The organism is Thalassotalea sp. 1_MG-2023, from assembly GCF_030546745.1.
In the GTDB taxonomy this organism is placed as follows: Bacteria; Pseudomonadota; Gammaproteobacteria; order Enterobacterales; family Alteromonadaceae; genus Thalassotalea_C.
In genome coordinates this window covers 24616-45619 of record NZ_JAUOPD010000009.1, presented here as the reverse complement: position 1 = coordinate 45619, position 21004 = coordinate 24616, and the positions used below count along the sequence as shown (strand labels likewise).

Below are 21004 nucleotides of genomic sequence, written 5' to 3'. Positions count from 1 at the left end.
TTTTTACCACTTTTCTCCACATTTATACAGTTTAGTGAGTCTAGTAAAGGTATGTCAAGCAAAGAATTGCTTATTTGATCTGCGTGATCAGCAATAAAATTGCGGGATAGAAGGAAGTTTATGTTTTTGTGGAGTTTTGTGGTTTTCTCGCCCAAAAAATTAACTAAATTAGGTAAAATAACCTGTAAAGTTGATTAGTACTGCTGGTTTTAGTGTCAGAAGTGGATGTCCAGAACGATGAAACTGCTATAAGATTTTAATTTTACTATAAATCGAGCTGCTTGCCATCATTCCTTTTAGGTTAAAAGAGTTCAAAGTCTTTGGTGTGAACTCTTTTACTAAATATGTCATACAATGCTTGAACAAGGTCTATTCAGTGAGCCTAATTCGAGTTATAAAATGAATATCTAACTTGGGTCTAATACATAATACGGTACAAGTTTAATTCACTGAATAACTAATATTTATTAAAGGTTAACTGTTCAGTTTGATAAATTCCCTTAGATATTCAAATGGAAATTGAAATTTTTCTCTAACCGGAACATTCAAGTTTACATATTCACTAGCCATCATTCTGACAAAAGTAAGGACCTTAAAGTTTAATTTGTAAGTGAAAAGAGTACTTTTCTATTTTTCTATTACATTTAATAGGTTGTGTTACTTTTATTTTTTCAACAGTAAGATTTTAATTGTCGTTTACCAATCCCTTAATTGCTGCATTTCTTTCAATCTTCCACGTTGCACCACTAAAGCTTCAAATAAATCATCTATTGATGAATTATTTGAATTTAATCCAGGTAAAGCAATATTGGCTTCAGCAAAAAAACGTCTATACATTGAACTTTCAGTGTTATTTTTTAGGGTTTTATTTCTTTGCGTACTATATGGGGGTGGAAATACTTCATATTTAGCAGAAATATCATTTACCTCATTTACATTGACACTAGCATCTTTATTTCCTTTGTTTTCAAGCCAAGCCTCTAACCACCAATGTTGAATTCTACCTTTTGCTGTTTTTAACTTATGCTCTGTTGGCAATCGATCCCTTTTTTGATTATTAACATTCCTGTCTGTTGGTAATAAGTTCCAAAGATCATTATTTGGCCAGCGAGCAAATGGCATACTATGGTCAATATCGTAATGTTGTTTTAATGATTTAGCAGACCACACACATTGCATCAGTTCACTATTCGGCTGTTGTATTTTAAGTTGCTCGAAGCGGCTTCTAACTTCTACCGTAGTACGTTTAGGTTCTAACCAGTTTAAAGCTTGATATAAGTGAAATTGTTTTTGAGGGGAGCTATATTCAACATTCCCTGAATAACTTGCCATGGTTTTTACCCATTCGCTTACGAGTACAGGCTCTATCCAGCATGCATAACGATTGAAAGCCAGCCACGTAGTTTCAGGTAGTGAAAATTCGCCCCATTGCTCAAGTGTGTTTAAATCAAGAAAAATACTATCTTTAGCTTTTACTGATTTGCTAGTAACTTCGAATACAGTTTCATCGCTATTGGGTAAAGTAATGAAGCGGCATGGCATGGTTTTAATATTGCCTACTGCTGCTGAGATGGTTTTATATAGTGCCTTAGCATCATCACCCGTAAATAAATTACCAATACGATAATCTGAAGCGGTGCGGTGTGTTAACTTATGCCAGCCATCAGGTTTCATAAAACCCATATTCGGGCTTTTATTGGGAGTTTGGTATAACTGGTGCGTATCTATTAAATCTTTATATTGATGACACCAATAAAGCGCAACGAGTCCAACGGGTAAAATAACTCTATCACCAAATTGACATGACTCTCTTCGTAATACAGCACCAGGGTGACCATCAGCAATTCGGAGTAACACTCTTAACAAAGCAAGTTTGTGTGTTGCCGACTTACCATCATTAATTGCTACGTGGCGAATAAAGGGGAATGCACCAGAGCCATCATCAGGCATTTGTAATACCAAAGTTTGCCAAGATACGTGATTTCTACCTAGCTTATCTTCTTCTTTAGGCGTTTCTAATTTAGTGAACAACCCCACTTCAGTCGCTAATTTCTTTAATTCGTCCGCACAAACATGATGCATTTTACGTTGCTTACACTCATCATCTGTTTGCCCATGACGTAAAGAAATTATTAATTTTCCACCAGGTTTGAGTAGGTTGGCGAGTTTACGAATTGAACGTGCGCGATCACTAGGCGGGATATGCATCCACACTGCGCTCAGTAAAATCAAATCAAAACTGACTTCTTGTTTAGTTACGTTACTTAATGCAGGAAGCGAGTCTTCCAGCCATTTTACATTTAAGCCTTGGGTTGTTTTTTGACCAAGTTGAGATAGTGCTTTTGCTGGCTCGGCAGCAAAGATTTGAATATTATTTTTTGCGGTATGTGTTTTGGCGGCTAACTCAGCAAGGTGTTTAACATCTCGCCCAGAGCCTGCTCCAATATCTAGAATGCGGGCATTAGGGTTTTCAATAATTGATGGCAAAAATTGAGACCAGCTTTGATGTACCTCATCAAATGATTTTGAAAGGTATTGCTGCGCTAATTCTGTAGCATTGTCGTTATAAAACTGAGATAACAACTGCATATTCCTTTTGCCTATTTATTCGTATCCGGTTATTCCTCAATTACATTCTATGATTTACGGCATTTTGTCAATGAACTACACATTAATAGCATTAGAAATACCGATTAAAATCATAGCGTAAACCTTATCATCAAGACTTAAAAGCTTATAAAAACATTTTCAATATGCGCTATAAACGTCTACTGATGACAAGGCTTCAAGAACAATTGATATTCATGTGGTTCAAGTATCACTGAAATTTTTTGCTCAATGGTTAATAAAGTGTCGCTATAGAAACTAAGCTCGTCAAAAGATAAGTCGTCATCTTGATTAATGCTACTTAACGTATAGTGGTAGCCTTGTTCGGTAAAAGATACATGTTTAACCACACAGTTCGGTGCTGCAGAAGATAGTGTTAAGTATTGCGGTTTTACTAATATAACTTGTTGTTGTTCGTTAATATTCGTGTTTTCAATAGTAGTTATCTCGCCGAGCGCAGTAGATATTTTGTCGCCATTACGCGTGATTGGTAGCCAACTGCCAATTTGTAAAAAGTCAGCCACATGCCAACTTTTTGGCTGATCAAATACTGCCCTAGGTGTACCATATTGAATAATATTCCCTTGATGTATCAAAGCGATTTTATCGGCAAAAGAAAACACTTCGTCTTTATTATGAGTGACGAAAATAGCACTAATATTTAATGACTTGAGTAACGCACGTAACTCAATCATTAAGCTATTTCTTAATCTGGTATCAATATTTGAAAAAGGTTCATCTAATAACAAAATTGACGGCCTAACCGCTAATGCTCGTGCAATTGCTACACGCTGTTGTTGGCCTCCAGACAATTGATGAGGGTATTGTTGTTCCTGTTCTGTTAATTTTAATAACGTTAATAATTCATCAATACGTTGCTGCTGTTTTTGTTTAGCTAACTTACTGATACCAAACGCGATATTTTTCTTAACCGTTAAATGTGGGAACAATGCATAATCTTGAAAAATAACCCCTACATTACGTTTTTCAGCTGGCACAGAATGTGAGGAGCTGATCGTAACACCATCAATTATTACTTGCCCTTTAGTAAAGTCAACAAAGCCTGCAATAGCATTTAACAAGGTTGTTTTCCCACAACCGCTTGGGCCAACCAAGCCTAAAATTTCACCGGAATAGAGCGAAAAATTCACATCAGAAAGTATATGCTTTTGTTGAAGTTCAACGGATAAGTCTTGAACTTTTAATATTTCACTCAACGCTATTACTCTTTTTTATTAAGTACGATAATAGGTAATAAACCAAATAATACGATGAAGAGAGCGCCTATAGCCCCTTGCTCTAACCTTTCATCTGAAATCATTTGGTATACTTGAGTACTTAGTGTATCAAAATTAAAAGGTCGTAAAACCAAAACCGCGGGTAACTCTTTCATTGCTTCTACAAACACTAATAGCCAAGCAACCATAATGGAGGATTTCAATAACGGTAAATGTACGGTGAGAATACTTTGCCATTTACTCACGCCTAAACTTGCAGGCGCCTGATCCAAAGACTTCGGAATTTTGGTAAGTCCGCTGGCAATCGTACCATTTGCTATCGCAGCGAAGCGCGTCACTAATGCAAAAATAATGGCAAATAGACTTCCTGACAACAATAGCCCAGGCATAGGTACTTCAAGCCATTTAGCAACATCGTTCAGCCAATGATCTAAAGGCCCAAAAGTTGCTAACATAGCCATTGCTAGGACGGTTCCAGGTACAGCATAACCAAAGCCAGAAATTTGTAGTGGTATTGCACAATTTTTTACACCACTTAACCGACGATATAACCCTAACAGAACAGCTATCAATGTTGCCACGGTTGCAACATAAATCGATACCTCTAAACTATTCAAACCTGCATGCCACAAACCTGCTAAGCTTGTTTGCTCAAAATACTGAACCGCCATATCTACTAATAAAATAAAAGGGAGAAGAAAACCAGCAATCACCAGAAACCAACAATAGATCCCCCCTATTATATGTTGACGGGTTGTCAGTGAAATACGCACCTTACTGGTTTGTTTATTTTTTGATTGATGTCGTTGATGTGCCCTTGCTCGATATTCTGCAGCTACCGTTAACAGCACCATCACCATCAAAATACTCGCAAGTGCATTGGCAGTTGATAATTCACCATATTCCAACCAGGTATCGTATATTGCGGTTGTTAACGTATTAACTGCGAAATACTGCACCGTGGCAAAATCGGCCAAGGTTTCCATTAATACAAAGCTAGCTGAAATAGCAATTGCTGGTCGGGCAAGTGGGAGTGTGACCTTGAAAAAGCATTGACGTGAGCTCAGGCCCAATGAACGGGCCGCTTTCACAAGTTGTTGATCTTGATATTCAAACGCTGTTCTTGTCAGCATATACACATAGGGAAATAACACTAAGGCGATCATCACTGCTGCGCCTGTTAAGGTTCTTAAATCAAAAAACCAATAATCAGCTGGTGATTGCCACGAAAAAAGTGCGCGTAAATAGCGCTGTATGGGTCCCGCATAATCAAATAAATCAGTATACAAATAAGCAATTACATAAGCGGGCATTGCAAGCGGCAATAACAGTAACCAACGAAGTACACCGCGTGTTTTTAGATTCGTTAAGCTAATTAAAGCAGCACTAGGCACACCAAATAAGATGACAAGTACCACCACATACACTGCTAACAATACAGTGTTTAATACATAATCAGGTAAAACAGTTCGCCATAAATGTAAAAAGGTATCGCTATTAGCTGCGATACCTGAAAAAAACATTACTGCAATTGGCGTCATTAACGCCAATGCAATTAGCCAACTTGTTGCAGACCAAACAGGATATTTAACGCGAGAGATCACAAATCAAATTTAGCCTGATCTAGCAAAGAAATTGCAGCTTTACGGTGTTTTGCAATTGTAGCTAACGGTAAATCATCCGCTTTATAATTCCCCCAAGACGCAACCAACTCTGCTAATGGCACACCTTTTCTCACCGGATACTCCATATTAGCTTCAGCATACATTTGCTGTGCTTGTTCTGAAATCAAAAATTCCATCAACGCAAGTGCGTTGTCACGGTTTGGTGCATGTTTTGCCATAGCTACGCCAGATATATTGATATGTGCGCCACGGTTATTTTGGTTAGGAAAGTTAATATTAACCGCGTCAGCCCATACTTTTTGCTCTGGGTTGGTTAACATTTTTCCGAAATAGTAACTGTTACCTAAACTTAAATCACATAAGTTTTGGTGAATAGCTTGAACCTGACCACGGTCATTACCCTGAGGCTTTCTCGCTAAATTTGCTTTAAAACCATTTAACCATTCAAGTGTTTTCTGCTCACCATGTTCTGCTATCATCGATGCAACTAACGCAACTGTGTACGGGTGCTTACCACTTCGGGTACAAATTCGTCCTTGCCATTTAGGATCTGCAAGATCTTCATAATTTACGTTGATATTACCTAAGCGTTTCGAAGAGTATATATTTCTAACACGTGTTGTTAACGCAAACCAAGTATTATCATTTGCTTGAAGGTGAGCAGGAACATTCGATTCCAACACAGTTGATGAAACAGGCTGTATTAAATCTTTATCTTGTAGGGCAATTAATCGGCTGATATCGGTTGTTAATAAGACATCTGCCGGGCTATGTTCACCTTCACGTGCTAACCGTTCTGCCATCCCTTTTTTTGCAAATACAACATTGACTTTAATACCAGTACTTTTGGTAAAAACATCAAAAAGTGGTTTTACTAAGTTAGCTTGACGATACGAGTAAACATTTACTTCCTCATTAGCATGAACGGAGGTAAATGGTAAAAAGCAACTCGCTAATACCGTAAATTTTATCAGTGTGTTTTTTAACATAACAAGGTCTCAACCAATACTGGAAAAATAATGCAGCAAGACTAATCAGATTAGCATGGTGAGTCAAGGTTTCTGAGAATTATTCTCATTTACTAATGGTGTATCTCCATTTTTTTTGATAACCATTAAAGTACTTCAAAGATGCAAAAATATTGATTTCAAGTGAAGAAAATTGGCACTAAACTTGGCACTTCTAATCAATAGGATTAATTTCAATCTATAGATTTATTTACTTATTAGTGCTGTTGAAATTAAAAATTATGTAAACCGTATAGTGTTAACTTACTTTGCTTTCTCAGCTAATACAGTGCTCACTTCTGGTGACAAAGATTGTGATGATAAATATTGTTTACCTTTATCGGTTTCTAATACCCAACCTTTCTCAGTCATTTTAATATTGTTGATATCTTGCCAAGCAGTATGTTGCTTAACACCCGTTAACGTAGTGGTAAAACCACGATGATCCACGGTTAAATGAACAGTATTATTGGCCGCCTGACTCCACATTTGTCGGGTGATCCACCACGGCTTTTTGTATTTAACACTTAACGCTTCAACTACACCTAAAATAAACAAAAACCAAGCAGCATAAGGCAAAATATCAGTAAGCAGAATCAAAATTGCACCAATACCGCTTAACATCATCGCTTTACGGTACTTTTGCCAACCCTGCTCTTGTTGAGAAGACTGTTCAAAACATTCGGTATAATACGCTTTATCTAATTTATATTGCGTTTGAAAAAACAAATTGTCTGACATAGTAGTTACTTACATATTTTATTAGCGTTATTTTACCCATTGGCTGAACATTAAAACAATACTTTTTGATCACCCATTGTCATTTGCTGTTATAACAAACAAACAGAAATTAACCTTTACGCTTCGTTAGCCACTTCAGATAACTCGACAAAATCAAACGTAGTCCCTGATTGACCATATAAAATAACATTACACCCTTGCCAATTTTCAGGTATTTGCCACGTAGATTGCTCATTCACAGTGTAAGAGTGGTATTTATTGGCACAACGCACGTCCATTTTAGTCAGTAACCCAGAAACATTAACTATCGAAAAATTATTACGAACAGGGGTAAAATTCCAAAACGGTGCTTGATGTAACGCCCCTTTGACCACGATCGTTTTGTCACTCTTAATGGTATTGTGAATATTTTGTTCAAGTTGTTGGTAAGTTAACTTTTGTTGCTCGTTTAAAGGCATTGCTGTTAATGCATCTAAAAGCATTAACGCTTTGTTTAATTGATTTAATTGCACAGCTAATACGAGTTTATTATGCGTTAACGCTAATTTATATTGTACACCTTTGTCTTTACCGTAATTAAACTGAACCTTTGATAAATACGTGAATTGTAATTGCTTATTATCGATTGCTTCATTGTATCTGGCTTTTAGCAAATTCAGTAAATTGCTTTCAGACGCATAGCGATTATTAAACGACGACATTTCATCGATATACTGCTCAACAGCCGTTATTTTCTTTTCTTCTAACGCTTCTAGTGCTAAGCGATACTTTTTCATAAAACGTCGACGAACTCCATCTTCTCCAGCGTTAGCTGACATTTTAAAATCTAGCTGAACAGTATTGACGCAACGTTGAATAGGTTCGCCATTTTCCATTGCGGGCTTATATTTCCAATGTTTTATTGCTTTTAAAGACTCCCGTTCGAAATCTTTGCTGCCGGATGAGTCCAATTTCACGATGTTTGAAACAGATCCATTTTTTTCGATCACAAAACTAAAAGTCGCCCAACCCGTTCTTCCCTGTCTTGCTGCAGATATAGGATATTTAGGGTTGATGCGTTTAATAGGTATTGGTGCCTCAACAGTGCTCAAATGTTTTGCTAAGCCTTGGCTTTCTGCTTGACTCGCCTGTACAAACCACGTTGTAAACATTAACACGATTGTTGTTTTTATACTTTTCATCATTACATCCCTGTTTAACAGTTAGATAACCTTTCTCATATCAATTAAATGTGGCACAAAACCAAATTTTTCATAAGCGCGTATTGCTGGTTCATTTTGAGCAAACACATCTAAGTGCAAAATATTAACCCCTTGCGACATCGACCACTCTTCTAGGTATTGCAAAACCTGTTCAGCCACCCCTTTTCCACGAAGAGTTGGCGCAACATAAATAAATCCTACATAACTCAAAAATCGATGCTGTAAATAAGGCTTTGCCGCTTTAAGTTTGGCATAACCGCTGGCGACGATTTGCCCTTGCAATGTGGCGACAATTAATACACTTTCATCACTCTTAATCAATTCATCAAGATTGTAATAGGTAACAGGTTCAGATTTAAATTGATTTTCAAACGGACGCTCTGCAGCTATCACACCTTGCTCTAACGTCTGTAATATTGGGATATCGTCTATGGTAGCAACACGAATGTTGAGTCCTTTCATAACAACTTCTTATCAGTTTTTTTATAGTGCTAAGCTTCCCAAACAACACGCGAAATTGCAACCTGAGAATCTCAATAATAGTAGCCCCCTAAAACACCATAATACATTTTAAAAAGTTGATTTATCAGCAAATACTTGCACCTAGCTGTCACATGGATAAGATATCACAGTAGTATCATCAAAAATGGAGAGAAGTGTGACCGGCATTTTTAGCGATTCAAGCATTACTGAACAGCCTTTTGGTACATTATTATCAGGTGAATCAGCCACGCTATACACCTTAACAAATAAGCAAGGCATGCAAGTTAACATTACCAACTATGGTGGTATTATCGTGTCAATTTTCACACCCGACATCACCGGCCGCCTTGCCGATATTGTCTTAGGTTATGATAACGTTGCAGATTACGAACAAGACACTTATTACCTTGGCGCTATTATTGGTCGATATGCTGGAAGAATTGCCGACGGGAAAATATCACTTAACGGCAAACAGTATCAGCTAGCACTTAATGCCCCTGACAGCCAGTTACACGGTGGTCCACATGCTTTAAACAAAAAACTATGGCATGCAGTTACCAAGCACGAACACCAAAACACCAGTTTAACGTTAAGCTATGTTAGCCCAGATGGGGAAAATGGTTACCCTGGTAATGTTACCATTAAGGTGGTCTACACACTTGACGATAATAATACACTCTCGGTTGAGTATTTCGCTGAAACTGATCAAACAACATTGCTCAATTTAACCCAGCATAGTTATTTTAATTTAGCAGGACATAACAGTGGTTCAATAGCACAGCATCAAGTGGCAATTAATGCTGATCACTTTTTACCTATGACGCCAACAGCTTACCCCACAGGTGAAATTTGTGAGGTATCAGGAACAGTACAAGATTTTCGTCAATTAACCCCCTTAAATAAACATATAGACGGCGATGATGAACAAGTACAAATAGCGAAAGGTTTTGATAATTATTGGTTGGTAAACCCAGATGCTCAAACAGGTGAAAATTACGTAGCGAAAGCTGTTGATCCAGCCTCCGGAAGAACCCTTACCTTATATAGTGATCAGCCAAGTGTCATTTTATACACAGCAAATTATATTGACGGAAGTCACATAGGAAAAAACAACAGTCGGTATCAACAACGTGCAGCGTTATGCTTAGAGCCACAACGAGCGAACAACATGAAAACAGGCGCTGACATTAACAATACCCTGCTAACCCCCAATACACCTTTTTATAGTAAATCACGGTATGTATTTTCAACTGAAAGTTGAGAAAATTTAAAGCAAAAAAGCAGCATCTTGCTGCTTTTTTCATATTAAAACAAATTGTTATAATAAATTTGCTAACGTACTTCCAATGGTAACACCACTGCTAAATAGGAAAATAACCAAACAAAAGCCACCTAACGTTGCTAGTGCTGACTGCTCCGTTTTTGTTAATGATTTCCACCATGTTGTCATCTTGTTTTCCTCGATAAATATTTTTAGGTTAGTCAGAGATTAATGATTCTCTGCTATCTGTTACTTATAATATGCGTTTAATTTCTCTAAAAAGTACTGTTTAGTTTTACATTAAGCTTTGTACGATAATAGTAATAAACACACCCAGTACCAGACCGACAATTCCAGCTAACAACAAAGTACGTCGCTTCAGCTGAGGAGTGATCTCAACAAAACGCTCTACTACCTCAACTTGATTCACTTGATCTAATAATGTTGCTTGCTCTTGCTCAAAAACCGCAGCCAATGCCATAAGAGTTTCTTTGGAACTATTACCATATCGCTCTGCTCGTTGAATAGTGCGTAGGCTTACCCCGCAAGCATCAGCTAAATGCTGTTGTGTCCATGCCCTATCCGTACGAAGCTGTTTTATTTTTTTTGCGTTGATATCCATGAATAGGCTCTATTTTCCGATGTTCACAAAAACAGTTGATTGAAGATATCAACACTCAGATAACCTAATACCGCACCAAGTAAGCCAAAAAGTAACATCCAAGGTAGCAGTGTTTTGTCATTAAGCTGATAGCGTTTTTTAAGCACTTGTTTTTGCGTTGCAACATGTGTGTTATCAACGATTAAAGTGCAATGTACTTCACCGGTAAGTATTTTTGCCATGGTTATTTCAATTTCAACCGTTTTATTGGCAATTGTTAACGTTTGACAAGATTTTAATCCTAAACTGCGCTGAGTTATCACTAGCTCTTCATTTACATAGATACTTTCTTTTCCTGATAGCGCTGAGCAGTGCACGTGAATATGTTGTTCATCAAAAGTAAAATAAAAATGATAACCTTCTCGATAACCTACTTGGTGCATTAACCCATCCATATTCGTTTGCTGTTTTTCGTTTTTCATTTGATATCCCTGTTTAAGTCAATTCGAGAGCAATTACATCATTAGCGAGTAAAATAGTCTGCGACATGCTTATGACAGGACAATAAAATGTCATATGACACCGAGTGTCACATTTTATATTTAATTGAAATTAAAGAAAAAATTTCTAGACGCTTTTTTAATCTTAAACATCAAGTAGGCGTTTGATATCTTCAGTCGTTTGATCAATTCTTTTTACATCTATTGGTGCAATAAAAATAGTATCATCACCCGCTAAAGTACCTAAAATACCTGCAGACTCTCCCATGCTGTCTAGCATACGAGAAATGAGTGGTGCGCCACCAATGCCTGTTTTAACAATAATTTGCATGTTGTTGTGTTTTACACTGGCAACCACAGATTGAATCGCTTGACGAGATTTTGGAATAGCTAATTCATCAGGAAGAATATAGACCACTTGATCACTGGCGTTACGCATTTTAACGGCGCCAAGTTTAGATAACAAACGCGAAATTTTAGCTTGAGACATATTTTTAAAGCCTTGCTCAGCAAGTGCCGCTGCAAGTTGACCTTGAGAGCCATAACATTGCTCTTTTAATAAACTTTTAAAGGCTATAATTAATTCAGCTTCATTTTTCTTGCGTATAGATGTCATTATCTGTCTTATTTCAAGTAAGTGTATTAGCGAATATTTTAACGACTTTTTAGCTTTAGTCCTATCTTTTATTCATTCTTTTTGTAGTTTACATCACTTACACAGACTGAATACTCCCTTGCTTGTTAAATATAAATATAATAAAACTATGAATATTTATACAGTCAGATTGTAATGAGCCCGTGCTTACTTTAAGGTATATAAAACCGTTGCTTTTTAACAGTCCCTTATGAACATGCGTTTTACTCTTTTAGCTGTGCTTTTATTACTTTTCAGTTGCCAGCAAATCCCAGCGATTAATGAAAAATCAGAACCTTCTCACATAAGGCGCGCAGAGCCTTCAAGCTTTGGTGTACATGAACATCGAGCTAAAACGTTCCCTCAGCATTATATATTAGAAGGTCGTTACACCAATAAAACCGTTTCGCTTACCTTTGATGATGGCCCTTCGCACCATACCATCGCGTTGCTAAAGATTCTCAAAAAACACCGAATTCACGCAACGTTCTTTATGCTGGGTAATCAAATGCAACAATATCCTGACATTGTTACTCAAGTGCTCAACGATGGTCATGAAATTGCAAATCATTCTTGGGATCATGACGATATGCTCAATTATCCTAATCTTGATGAATTTTGGCATCAGCAAATAAATAAACAACGCAAAATCAGTCAGTCTATTACGGGTAAAACACCACTATTATTTAGGCCTCCTTTTGGCCGCATTTCTGATCAGCAAGTGCAATTTCTTGCCGCGCGTAACATTAAAACCATTATCTGGTCGATAGACACTCAAGATTGGAATGAAAAAACAAATACGGTTACCAACTTAGTAAGCTCTGCAACTGAATTTATGCACCCTGAGGCTATTATTCTAATGCATGATGGTGGTGGAAACCGTAAAAACACTGTTAACGCTTTAGACAACATTATTTCACACTACCTTGCTAATGATTATACCTTCGTTACCGTTTCAACTTTGCTTAACACAGCTGCCTATGAGAGTGATCTGAACAACGAGTAATATGTCCTTGTCAATAAAACGCTTGTATACCTGTTTGCGCACGGCCTAAAATTAACGCGTGCACATCATGGGTACCCTCGTAAGTATTCACGGCTTCTAAATTCATCATATGACGAATTACATGATATTCGTCAGAAATACCATTACCACCATGCATATCTCTCGCTGCACGAGCAATATCTAATGCTTTACCACAAGAGTTTCGTTTTACTAACGAAATTGCTTGTGGTGCCAATTGTTGACTATCCATTAAACGACCTGTTTGTAAAACGGCAAGTAAACTTGTGGTAATTTCAGTTTGCATATCGGCCAGTTTTCTTTGAATTAACTGTGTTGCCGCTAATGGTTTACCAAATTGCTCACGATCTAAAGTATATTGTCTGGCCGCGTGCCAACAAAACTCAGCGGCACCTAACGCTCCCCAAGCAATACCAAAACGTGCTTTATTTAAACAACCAAAAGGTCCTGAAAGGCCAGAGGCATTAGGCAGTATTTGTTGTTCCTCAACGAACACATTGTCCATGATAATTTCACCCGTGCTCGATGCTCGAAGTGAAAATTTACCGTCTATCTTAGCGGTTGAAAGCCCTGGCATGCCTTTTTCTAAAATAAAACCTTTAATTTCGCCAGCAAGTTTCGCCCATACGATAAAAATATCAGCGATTGGGGCATTTGTGATCCACATTTTGTTACCCGTAATACGATATCCACCAGACACTTTTTCAGCCCTGGTTGTTAAACTTGCAGGGTCAGAGCCAGAGTCAGGCTCCGTTAAACCAAAGCAGCCAATCATTTTACCCGCGGCAAGCTGTGGTAAATATTTTTGCTTTTGAGCTTCGCTTCCATAAGCAAAAATAGGATGCATAACCAGCGAAGACTGCACGCTCATTGCGCTACGATAACCACTATCAACTCGTTCTATTTCGCGAGCAATTAAGCCATAACTAACATTATTGGTTTCTGCACCACCGTATTTTTCAGGTAAGGTACACCCAAGTAATCCAAGTTCACCCAACTCTTGCATAATACTCACGTCGAAAATTTCATTACGATTTGCCTGTAAAATTCTAGGCATTAATGACTTTTGACAATATTGCTGAGCAGTATCACGAATCAACCTTTCTTCTTCAGAAAGCATCGCATCAAACAATAACGGATCTTGCCAGTTAAAATGTGGTGTATTCATGCTATATATCTCTTTTAAGGCGAGTACAATTCATCTTGCTTACCAATTTACAGTCTAAGGTTACGCAAACGCTCATTAAAGGTAAGATATAGTTTTTATCTAACTGTTATAGCTTTAAACTATAGCAAATTATTACGCATGAGCATGACATGGATTTAAAACAATTAAAGTATTTTGTCGCTGTTTATGAACATGGCAGTTTCAACGCCGCCGCCAAAGTTTGCTTTATTGCTCAACCTTCAATTTCACATGCCATCGCACAGTTAGAACATGAACTTAAGCAGGTATTATTTACTCGACAATCAACCGGAGTTTGTCCAACACAACAAGGTAAAGAACTTTACCCTATGGCTAAACAATTGCTTGGCCAAGCACAAGCGATTAAAACTAGTTTTAACCAACAAACCATTAAGAGTGAATTTTCACTTGGTGTAACGAAAGGCTTAGGCGTAGAACGTATGAGCCAATTGCTTAGGGCCTTTATTTCTAAAGAACCTTCTATGTCGCTGACTCTAGTGCCTCAAGATGCGCAATGCCATGCTAGAATTATCACCAAAGAAGAGTTAACCTCCGCTGAAAACTTCACTACAATTTGGCAAGAAAGTTTTGTTATTGCATTGCCGCATAATCATCCTCTTGCGCTTAAAAATGAAATCACCTTAGCGGATTTTCAGCAAATAGATTTTATTCAACGTGCCTCTTGTTCTGCCTGGCAAACACTTTCATCAACGTTAACAGAAGCAAGTATTTACCCTCGAATAAGAGCAAAGATTCAAACAATTGATTATGCAATAGGATTAGTACGAGCTGGACTTGGCGGGGCAATTGTTCCAGCACATAAAGAAGTCACCGAATTACCCGATATCTGTTTTAAAACAGTAAAAGGTTTAGCGTTAACACGAGAAGTTGTACTCGCCTTTCAACAAGTTTCGCCATTGCTGACCAGTTTACAGTCAACAATTCAAAACATGAAGAGCTCAAGTTAGCATTTTGTACCTTCGTAAATAGCGTACTTGAACAGATGAACCATAATGCGCATTCAACAATGCTAACTATATAGTGATTTTATTTACAATTTTTAAACACTTTACCTTATGCTAGAAATAGCACAATTTGTTAACATTACTCAATTCACTGAGGGCTGTTGAACATTATTCAATAATCCTGCTAAAAAATAATTGCTTTTACTTCATAGGATCTTGCCAAAATGCCTAAATTGCTCATCAGCATCATGTTAGTTTTGATGTGCGCCAATGTTAACGCAAATGAAAAAAAGCCGGAGAACCAAAGTACGGTTTTCAATAAAACATTCAGTTGGCAAGCACAACTAGGCATTTCAGCTTACTATACCGACATTATACTCAAAGACGTTAAACAAACGGATCTGAAAAGTTACCTCACCATACCGCTACTGTTCGATTTTTATTACAAAGGTTTTTTCATACAATCCAATCATCGACGCTCTGAAAGTTTTGCCCTTGGTGCCGAGCTAGGTTATCAATTAATGGTGCGTGAAAATTGGGAACTGGATATTATCAGCAAAGCTTATATTGCAGGTATTTCACCCGATAATATTATGGAAGAAGCCGGTAAAAAAATAGACAGTATCTATGGGCTTTTCGATCGCGATGTTGGTGAAGGTATTGGCTTACGTTATACCCATTATTATGCTGATAGCCAACTATCCATAGATGTTGCAAACCTTGCTGTGCCTAGCCATGCTAAAGGTTGGTTAGTAGAAGCTTTTTACAGCCATTTGATCCCTTATCGAAATTGGGACATTTATATCAATACCAGCTTAAGTTATTATCCAGATAGCATGATGGACTATTACTATGGCATAAAAGGTTACGAAGTTACCGATACAAGGCCATATTACGAAGCTGACACAACGTTAAAGGGCCAAGTTGAAGTATTTGTACAACGCCCTATTTCTGAGTCATGGACATTTAGCGCCGGCATAAGCTTTACTAAATACACTGACAATATAACAGATAGCCCCATTGTTGATAAATCTCATAAAGTAACCGCCATGTTTGGAGTGCTCTATGTTTTTTAACTACCGCAAAGGAATTGCAGGGTTTGTTTTAATCATTTTATTAACTGTAAGTACATATTCACTAGCGCAAGAAGCCTTAGATGAATCGATAACGCTCACAGCTACCCCAAATAATTGTGTCACCTTACGCCAAGGTAGAACCTGTTACGCCCAAGTCATCATTGCTTGGCAAAGCAATGTAAAGGGTGATTACTGTTTACGACATAAAACAACGGGAAAATCCATGAAATGCTGGCAAAAAAGCCAAAAAGGTCAGTGGACTTTTGAATTTCAAGGCAGCGAAACAACTGACTACCAATTAGTTTCACTTAATAAAATTAAAGTGATTGCAAAAACCAGTATTAATGTCAGTTGGGTACACAAAACAACGCCTAGAAAACGCCGTTGGCGATTGTTTTAACAGCGGGAGTTATCATGAGCAAAATGCAAAAAGTATTATTAGTTGAAGACGATTTATCTCTCGCTAAGTGGGTCAAAGAATACCTTGAACAACAACAGTTTGATGTTGAACATGTCGCACATGGCGATAAAGTTGCCGCTGCATTTACTCACTTCACACCCGACGTAGTATTGCTTGATGTGATGTTACCCGGACTAAGTGGAATTGAAGTATGTCGATTACTCAGGCAACAATCTGACACACCGATTATTATGCTAACAGCAAGAGCAGATGAATTTGATGAAGTGATTGGTTTTGAAGCAGGTGCAAATGATTATGTCATCAAACCAGTGAGACCCCGTGCATTATTGGCAAGAATTCAAAGTGCTTTAAAATATCAGCCCATGTCAGCTAAACAGAATAACGCTTTCACTTTTGGTCACTTACACATAAATGGCGAAGCAAAACGAGTAACATACCTTAACGAAGAAATTGAACTTTCTACAAGTTTATTTGCTTTTTTATGGTATTTAGCGAGTCATGCCGGTGAAGTAGTAGACCGTGACAGCGTGTTTAAAACACTAAAAGGGCGTGAATATGATGGGCAAGATCGTCGTTTTGATGTGATGTTATCTACCTTAAGAAAAATATTCAAAGATGATCCACAAAGCCCGAAAAAGTTTAAAACCGTTTGGGGTAAAGGGTACTTGTTTGTTGCTGACGCTTGGAATGATTAACCATGAAAAAGCTTTTCATCAGTATTATTTTTGCTGTTTTTGGTTCATTGTTTTTCATTAGTTGGGGAGTCGATCAATTCATCGCAAAACATAGCGATGAAAGTGAATACTCCGATACTCTTATCTATGAAAACCTTATAGAAGGTATAAGCGCAGAACTTAATAACACACCAGAACCACAACTTTCACAACGTCTCACCCTTTTGGCTAAACGCTTTTCCCTTGACCTTACGTTAGAAAGTACATCAGCTATAGCACTTCCACCTGCTTTATTTAAACAACTCTCAGAAAAAGGCGGTTTGCTGTTAGCCTCAGAAAAACAAGCATATTTAGTTAAACAGCTAACTACCTTTCCACAACACTTAGTAAAATTACATTTGCCAACAGCCTCCGAAGAAGATCAACAGTTAAATGTTTTTTTAACCGCCATATTATATTTAGGTGTAGGTATTATTCTTATTCTTTGGTTGCTACCCCTAGCACAACGTTTGTATTTACTCACTCAAGCTGCAGAACTTATTGGAAAAGGTGAAAAAAACGTAAGAGTTAAACTCAGTCGGTTTTCATATATTTCATTACTTGAAAGTCGATTTAATCAAATGGCATACCAAATAGAGAAACTCATGGCAGATAATAAACTGCTTGCCAGAAGCTTATCACACGATATTCGCACGCCAATGAGCTGTTTACGATTTGGCATAGATGCCGCCCTAGAAGCTAACGATGTTGAAAGTAAAAATAATTACTTGAAAAGAATGGAGTTAGAACTTTCTCGGATGGAAGACATGACTTCAGCCTTTTTATCATATGCCAGCATGGAGCGACAAGGTGTACATTTAAATGTGACAAAAATAGAAGTTAATCAATTAATTAGCACCCTTTGTCAAGACTTTAAATCACTGGCTCAGCAACATAACATTTCTTTTGAGTATAAAGATTTAGTGAACGAAGAATATATTTCGGGTGATCTGTACTGGTTAAATAGAGCGCTACAAAATTTAATCACTAATGCGATTCATTACGCCAAAAGCCGCGTCTTTATCCGAGCAAAAATATCTCACAAAAATATAAACATCATCATTGAAGATGATGGTAAAGGTATTGAGAAGGAAAAACTTACCGCTATTTTTGACCCATTCGTCAAACTTGATCCCAACCGGTCAAGAGAGCAAGGACATTTTGGTTTAGGACTTGCCATTTGTCACAAAGTGGTTGATTGGCATCATGGCAAAATATCAGCCAGTCAATCAACATCGTTAAAAGGTGCTAAATTCATACTATCCATCCCACGAGAATGCTAATAACGAAGTCCCCTAAACACTTGCTTGCATTCATATTTCGATACAAGTAACGTTAAGCAAATGACTTAAAATGCACTACTATTCATGAAAATATTCGATCGGCGTTTTTTTATCAAATCTGCCGCAGCAATTTCGACAACTCATATAGCGACGACACTCGCCGATACCTTTACTCAAATATCCCCTTCAACACTGTTTGATCATAAAAGTGTTATGCACTTAATTGCCCCTAAAATGGCAACCGTTCGTATTGGCTTTATTGGCTTAGGAGAAAGAGGTTTAAGTCATGTTAAACACTGTAGTCATATTGATGGCATAGAAATAAAAGCGCTTTGCGATATCGACCAAAACGCCATGAATCAAGCCAGCCAATACCTTGAACAACAAAAAATAACTCTCCCTGATGAATATTCAGGTTCTAAGCTTGCTTATAAAGACATGCTCACCCGAAATGATATCGATATTGTTATTATTTCCACACCAACTGAATGGCATACTCCCATGGCCGTCGATACGATGAACAGCAACAAACATGCTTTCGTTGAAGTGCCCGCAGCAACCTCTGTTGATGAATGCTGGCTATTGGTAGACACCTCAGAACGAACACAAAAAAATTGCATGATGATGGAAAGTGCTTGCTACGGCCAAAAGGAATTAATGGTTCTTCAAATGGTAAAACAAGGGCTGTTTGGCGAATTAAAACATGGAGAAAGCACTTCGCTCATTGAGTTACATGGACAACAAAAGCAAGAAGCAAATAATAACGATTCATCGCATAAGAAAATTCCAGCGCATTTATATCCTACACACGGCCTAGGACCCATATCACAATACATGAACATTAACCGTGGCGATCAATTTGATTTTCTAACCGCTGACCAGTCTACGACATTAAAACGAACCGAAGCCACTCAAAATCAATCGAAGCCTGTTGCAAGAGATTTTAACACCACCGTCATTACGACAAAACTCGGTCGAACCATTAACGTAAAACACGAAATTAACAGCCAAAGCCCTTACACTCACCATACCGTTATACAGGGTACAAACGGCACGTTTTCTGGTCCCCCAAATCGTATAACTCTTGAAAAATTACCAGTAACTGTTAACCGCCATTATCAAAATATTCACCAATTAGCGGTCAAAAAGTGGCAAGAAAATGGTCAAAAAGGTCAGAAGCCCGACATGCAAAACCAACAGCAATGGAATGACAATATGGCTTACTGGCAAGAACACTATCAACACCCTTTATGGCAGAGTAAAGGAGCCGAAGCTTTTCAGAACGGCGAAACGCATGGCAAAGATTTTCTGATGATGTGGCGCATCATTTATTGTTTACGTAATGGTCAAGCACTTGATCAAAGTGTGTATGACGCTGCAGCTTTGTCGGTAATTTCACCACTAATGACTGATTTAGTTACCGAGAATAGCAACCGTAAAGATATTCCTGACTTTACCCGCGGTTTATGGAAAAATACCGCGCCTATTTCCAATGCCTCTTAACTGTTGTATAGATATGAAAAATGAAGTTAACACCAAAACCCTAGTAATATTAGCAGCCGGCCAAGGCAGCCGTTTTGGCCGTGCCAAGCAATTTGTTCCATTTGGCCCAAAGCAAATAACACTGATGGAATACAACATTATTCAAGCAGTTAAAGCAGGTATTAGGGAGGTTGTTTTCATCACACAAGTGTCACAAAAAGCTACTCTGCAAGAACATGTACTGCCTCGTTTGCCCAAAGGTATTAAAACACACATTGTGTTGCAAGAAACAAGCAATTTACCCGCAAACTGTGGGGTAGCAAAAGACAGAGTCAAACCGCTCGGTACCGCTCATGCAGTTTGGTGTGCTAAAGATGTCATCAAAGAGGGTTTTATCGTTATCAATGCTGATGATTACTACGGTGAGCAAGCATTCGCTAACATTCAATCCCTTGCAAGAAATGACTTTGGCCTTGTCGCCTTTGAGTTAGGCAAAACTTTATCTGCACATGGCGGAGTAAACAGAGGGTTGTGCCACCATACAAATAATCGATTAGAAAACATCAAAGAAGTCATTGAAATCACTGAAGTAGATGATAATAACTGTCAGGGGCTTTGTGAGGGAGAACAAGTTTCCCTTTCTAAAACACAGTTAGTATCAATGAACTTCTGGCGCTTAACGCCAGCTATTTTCAACTGTATTGAAGCCCAATTAATCAAATATTTTCCCTCTAACGCAACTAATACTTCTGAACAAATAGCCCAAGAAGTATATTTACCTGAAACCGTTTTTGCCTACATGGCAACAACAAATGCAGGTGTAACGCTTTTAACTTCACAAGATGCGTGGTTTGGCGTAACATATGCGGCCGATTCTCCATCTGTAGAGCAAGCGTTAAATAACCTGTCGAGTAATGGAGCGTTCGACATTAGCGATTAACAATAATAAATCTAG

Annotated in this window: 21 protein-coding genes; 9 read left to right on the top strand and 12 right to left on the bottom strand. The window is 37.8% G+C overall.

The window, feature by feature from the left end:
- Positions 1-696: 696 nt before the first annotated feature.
- From Q4489_RS09115 to Q4489_RS09085, 7 genes are all read right to left on the bottom strand, one after another.
- Entirely contained in the window at positions 697-2589 is a 1893-nt protein-coding gene (locus Q4489_RS09115; RefSeq protein WP_303479323.1) for a methyltransferase domain-containing protein, read from the bottom strand.
- A gap of 179 nt (positions 2590-2768) precedes the next feature.
- Entirely contained in the window at positions 2769-3824 is a 1056-nt protein-coding gene (locus tag Q4489_RS09110) for an ABC transporter ATP-binding protein (protein ID WP_303479321.1), read from the bottom strand.
- Between the two features lie 5 nt (positions 3825-3829).
- Positions 3830-5449, bottom strand: a complete 1620-nt coding sequence (locus Q4489_RS09105) for an iron ABC transporter permease (protein WP_303479318.1) — start codon at positions 5447-5449, stop codon at positions 3830-3832.
- The gene (locus Q4489_RS09100) at positions 5446-6459 is read right to left on the bottom strand and encodes a Fe(3+) ABC transporter substrate-binding protein (RefSeq protein WP_303479315.1); all 1014 of its coding nucleotides are present in this window, start codon (positions 6457-6459) and stop codon (positions 5446-5448) included. The genes Q4489_RS09105 and Q4489_RS09100 overlap by 4 nt, the downstream gene beginning before the upstream one ends.
- A gap of 282 nt (positions 6460-6741) precedes the next feature.
- On the bottom strand, positions 6742-7218 hold the full coding sequence (locus Q4489_RS09095; RefSeq protein ID WP_303479312.1) for a YcxB family protein: 477 nt from the start codon (positions 7216-7218) through the stop codon (positions 6742-6744).
- Positions 7219-7334: 116 nt separating this feature from the next.
- Positions 7335-8402: an energy transducer TonB gene (locus tag Q4489_RS09090; protein WP_303479310.1), complete on the bottom strand. Its 1068-nt coding sequence runs from the start codon at positions 8400-8402 to the stop codon at positions 7335-7337.
- An 18-nt stretch (positions 8403-8420) separates the two neighbouring features.
- Positions 8421-8882, bottom strand: coding sequence for a GNAT family N-acetyltransferase (locus tag Q4489_RS09085; protein ID WP_303479307.1), 462 nt, complete (start codon positions 8880-8882; stop codon positions 8421-8423).
- Positions 8883-9078: 196 nt separating this feature from the next.
- Between Q4489_RS09085 and Q4489_RS09080 the strand changes: the two genes are divergently transcribed.
- The gene (locus Q4489_RS09080) at positions 9079-10164 is read left to right on the top strand and encodes an aldose epimerase family protein (RefSeq protein WP_303479305.1); all 1086 of its coding nucleotides are present in this window, start codon (positions 9079-9081) and stop codon (positions 10162-10164) included.
- Positions 10165-10221: 57 nt separating this feature from the next.
- On the opposite strand, the gene Q4489_RS09075 is transcribed toward Q4489_RS09080, so the two are convergent.
- The 4 genes from Q4489_RS09075 to argR form a co-directional block, all read right to left on the bottom strand.
- A complete protein-coding gene (locus Q4489_RS09075; RefSeq protein ID WP_303479303.1) occupies positions 10222-10353 on the bottom strand; it encodes a hypothetical protein in 132 nt (43 codons plus the stop codon).
- A 106-nt stretch (positions 10354-10459) separates the two neighbouring features.
- On the bottom strand, positions 10460-10786 hold the full coding sequence (locus tag Q4489_RS09070) for a helix-turn-helix domain-containing protein (RefSeq protein WP_303479301.1): 327 nt from the start codon (positions 10784-10786) through the stop codon (positions 10460-10462).
- A 23-nt stretch (positions 10787-10809) separates the two neighbouring features.
- A complete protein-coding gene (locus Q4489_RS09065; protein ID WP_303479298.1) occupies positions 10810-11247 on the bottom strand; it encodes a hypothetical protein in 438 nt (145 codons plus the stop codon).
- A 163-nt stretch (positions 11248-11410) separates the two neighbouring features.
- Positions 11411-11881 (bottom strand): transcriptional regulator ArgR, encoded by a 471-nt coding sequence (gene argR, locus Q4489_RS09060; RefSeq protein ID WP_074498200.1) that lies wholly within the window; start codon positions 11879-11881, stop codon positions 11411-11413.
- A 229-nt stretch (positions 11882-12110) separates the two neighbouring features.
- On the opposite strand from argR, the gene Q4489_RS09055 reads away from it, so the two are divergent.
- Complete coding sequence (locus Q4489_RS09055) at positions 12111-12905, top strand: polysaccharide deacetylase family protein (protein ID WP_303479293.1); 795 nt, start codon at positions 12111-12113, stop codon at positions 12903-12905.
- A gap of 10 nt (positions 12906-12915) precedes the next feature.
- Here Q4489_RS09055 and Q4489_RS09050 read toward each other — a convergent pair whose 3' ends face one another.
- Positions 12916-14091, bottom strand: a complete 1176-nt coding sequence (locus tag Q4489_RS09050; RefSeq protein WP_303479290.1) for an acyl-CoA dehydrogenase — start codon at positions 14089-14091, stop codon at positions 12916-12918.
- Positions 14092-14240: 149 nt separating this feature from the next.
- Here Q4489_RS09050 and Q4489_RS09045 point away from each other — a divergent pair, with 149 nt between their 5' ends.
- The 7 genes from Q4489_RS09045 (at position 14241) to Q4489_RS09015 (ending at position 20989) form a co-directional block, all read left to right on the top strand.
- Positions 14241-15077, top strand: a complete 837-nt coding sequence (locus Q4489_RS09045) for a LysR family transcriptional regulator (protein ID WP_303479288.1) — start codon at positions 14241-14243, stop codon at positions 15075-15077.
- A gap of 221 nt (positions 15078-15298) precedes the next feature.
- Positions 15299-16150, top strand: coding sequence for a MipA/OmpV family protein (locus Q4489_RS09040; protein WP_303479286.1), 852 nt, complete (start codon positions 15299-15301; stop codon positions 16148-16150).
- Positions 16140-16550 carry a DUF3019 domain-containing protein gene (locus tag Q4489_RS09035; protein ID WP_303479283.1) on the top strand — a complete coding sequence of 137 codons (411 nt, stop codon included), beginning with the start codon at positions 16140-16142 and terminating at the stop codon, positions 16548-16550. Before Q4489_RS09040 ends, Q4489_RS09035 begins: the two co-directional genes overlap by 11 nt.
- A 14-nt stretch (positions 16551-16564) precedes the next feature.
- Entirely contained in the window at positions 16565-17266 is a 702-nt protein-coding gene (locus tag Q4489_RS09030) for a response regulator transcription factor (protein ID WP_303479281.1), read from the top strand.
- Positions 17267-17268: 2 nt separating this feature from the next.
- The gene (locus Q4489_RS09025) at positions 17269-18567 is read left to right on the top strand and encodes a cell wall metabolism sensor histidine kinase WalK (protein WP_303479278.1); all 1299 of its coding nucleotides are present in this window, start codon (positions 17269-17271) and stop codon (positions 18565-18567) included.
- A gap of 84 nt (positions 18568-18651) precedes the next feature.
- Positions 18652-20070, top strand: a complete 1419-nt coding sequence (locus Q4489_RS09020) for a Gfo/Idh/MocA family protein (protein ID WP_303479276.1) — start codon at positions 18652-18654, stop codon at positions 20068-20070.
- Positions 20071-20083: 13 nt separating this feature from the next.
- On the top strand, positions 20084-20989 hold the full coding sequence (locus Q4489_RS09015) for a sugar phosphate nucleotidyltransferase (protein WP_303479274.1): 906 nt from the start codon (positions 20084-20086) through the stop codon (positions 20987-20989).
- The last annotated feature ends 15 nt before the right edge of the window (positions 20990-21004 follow it).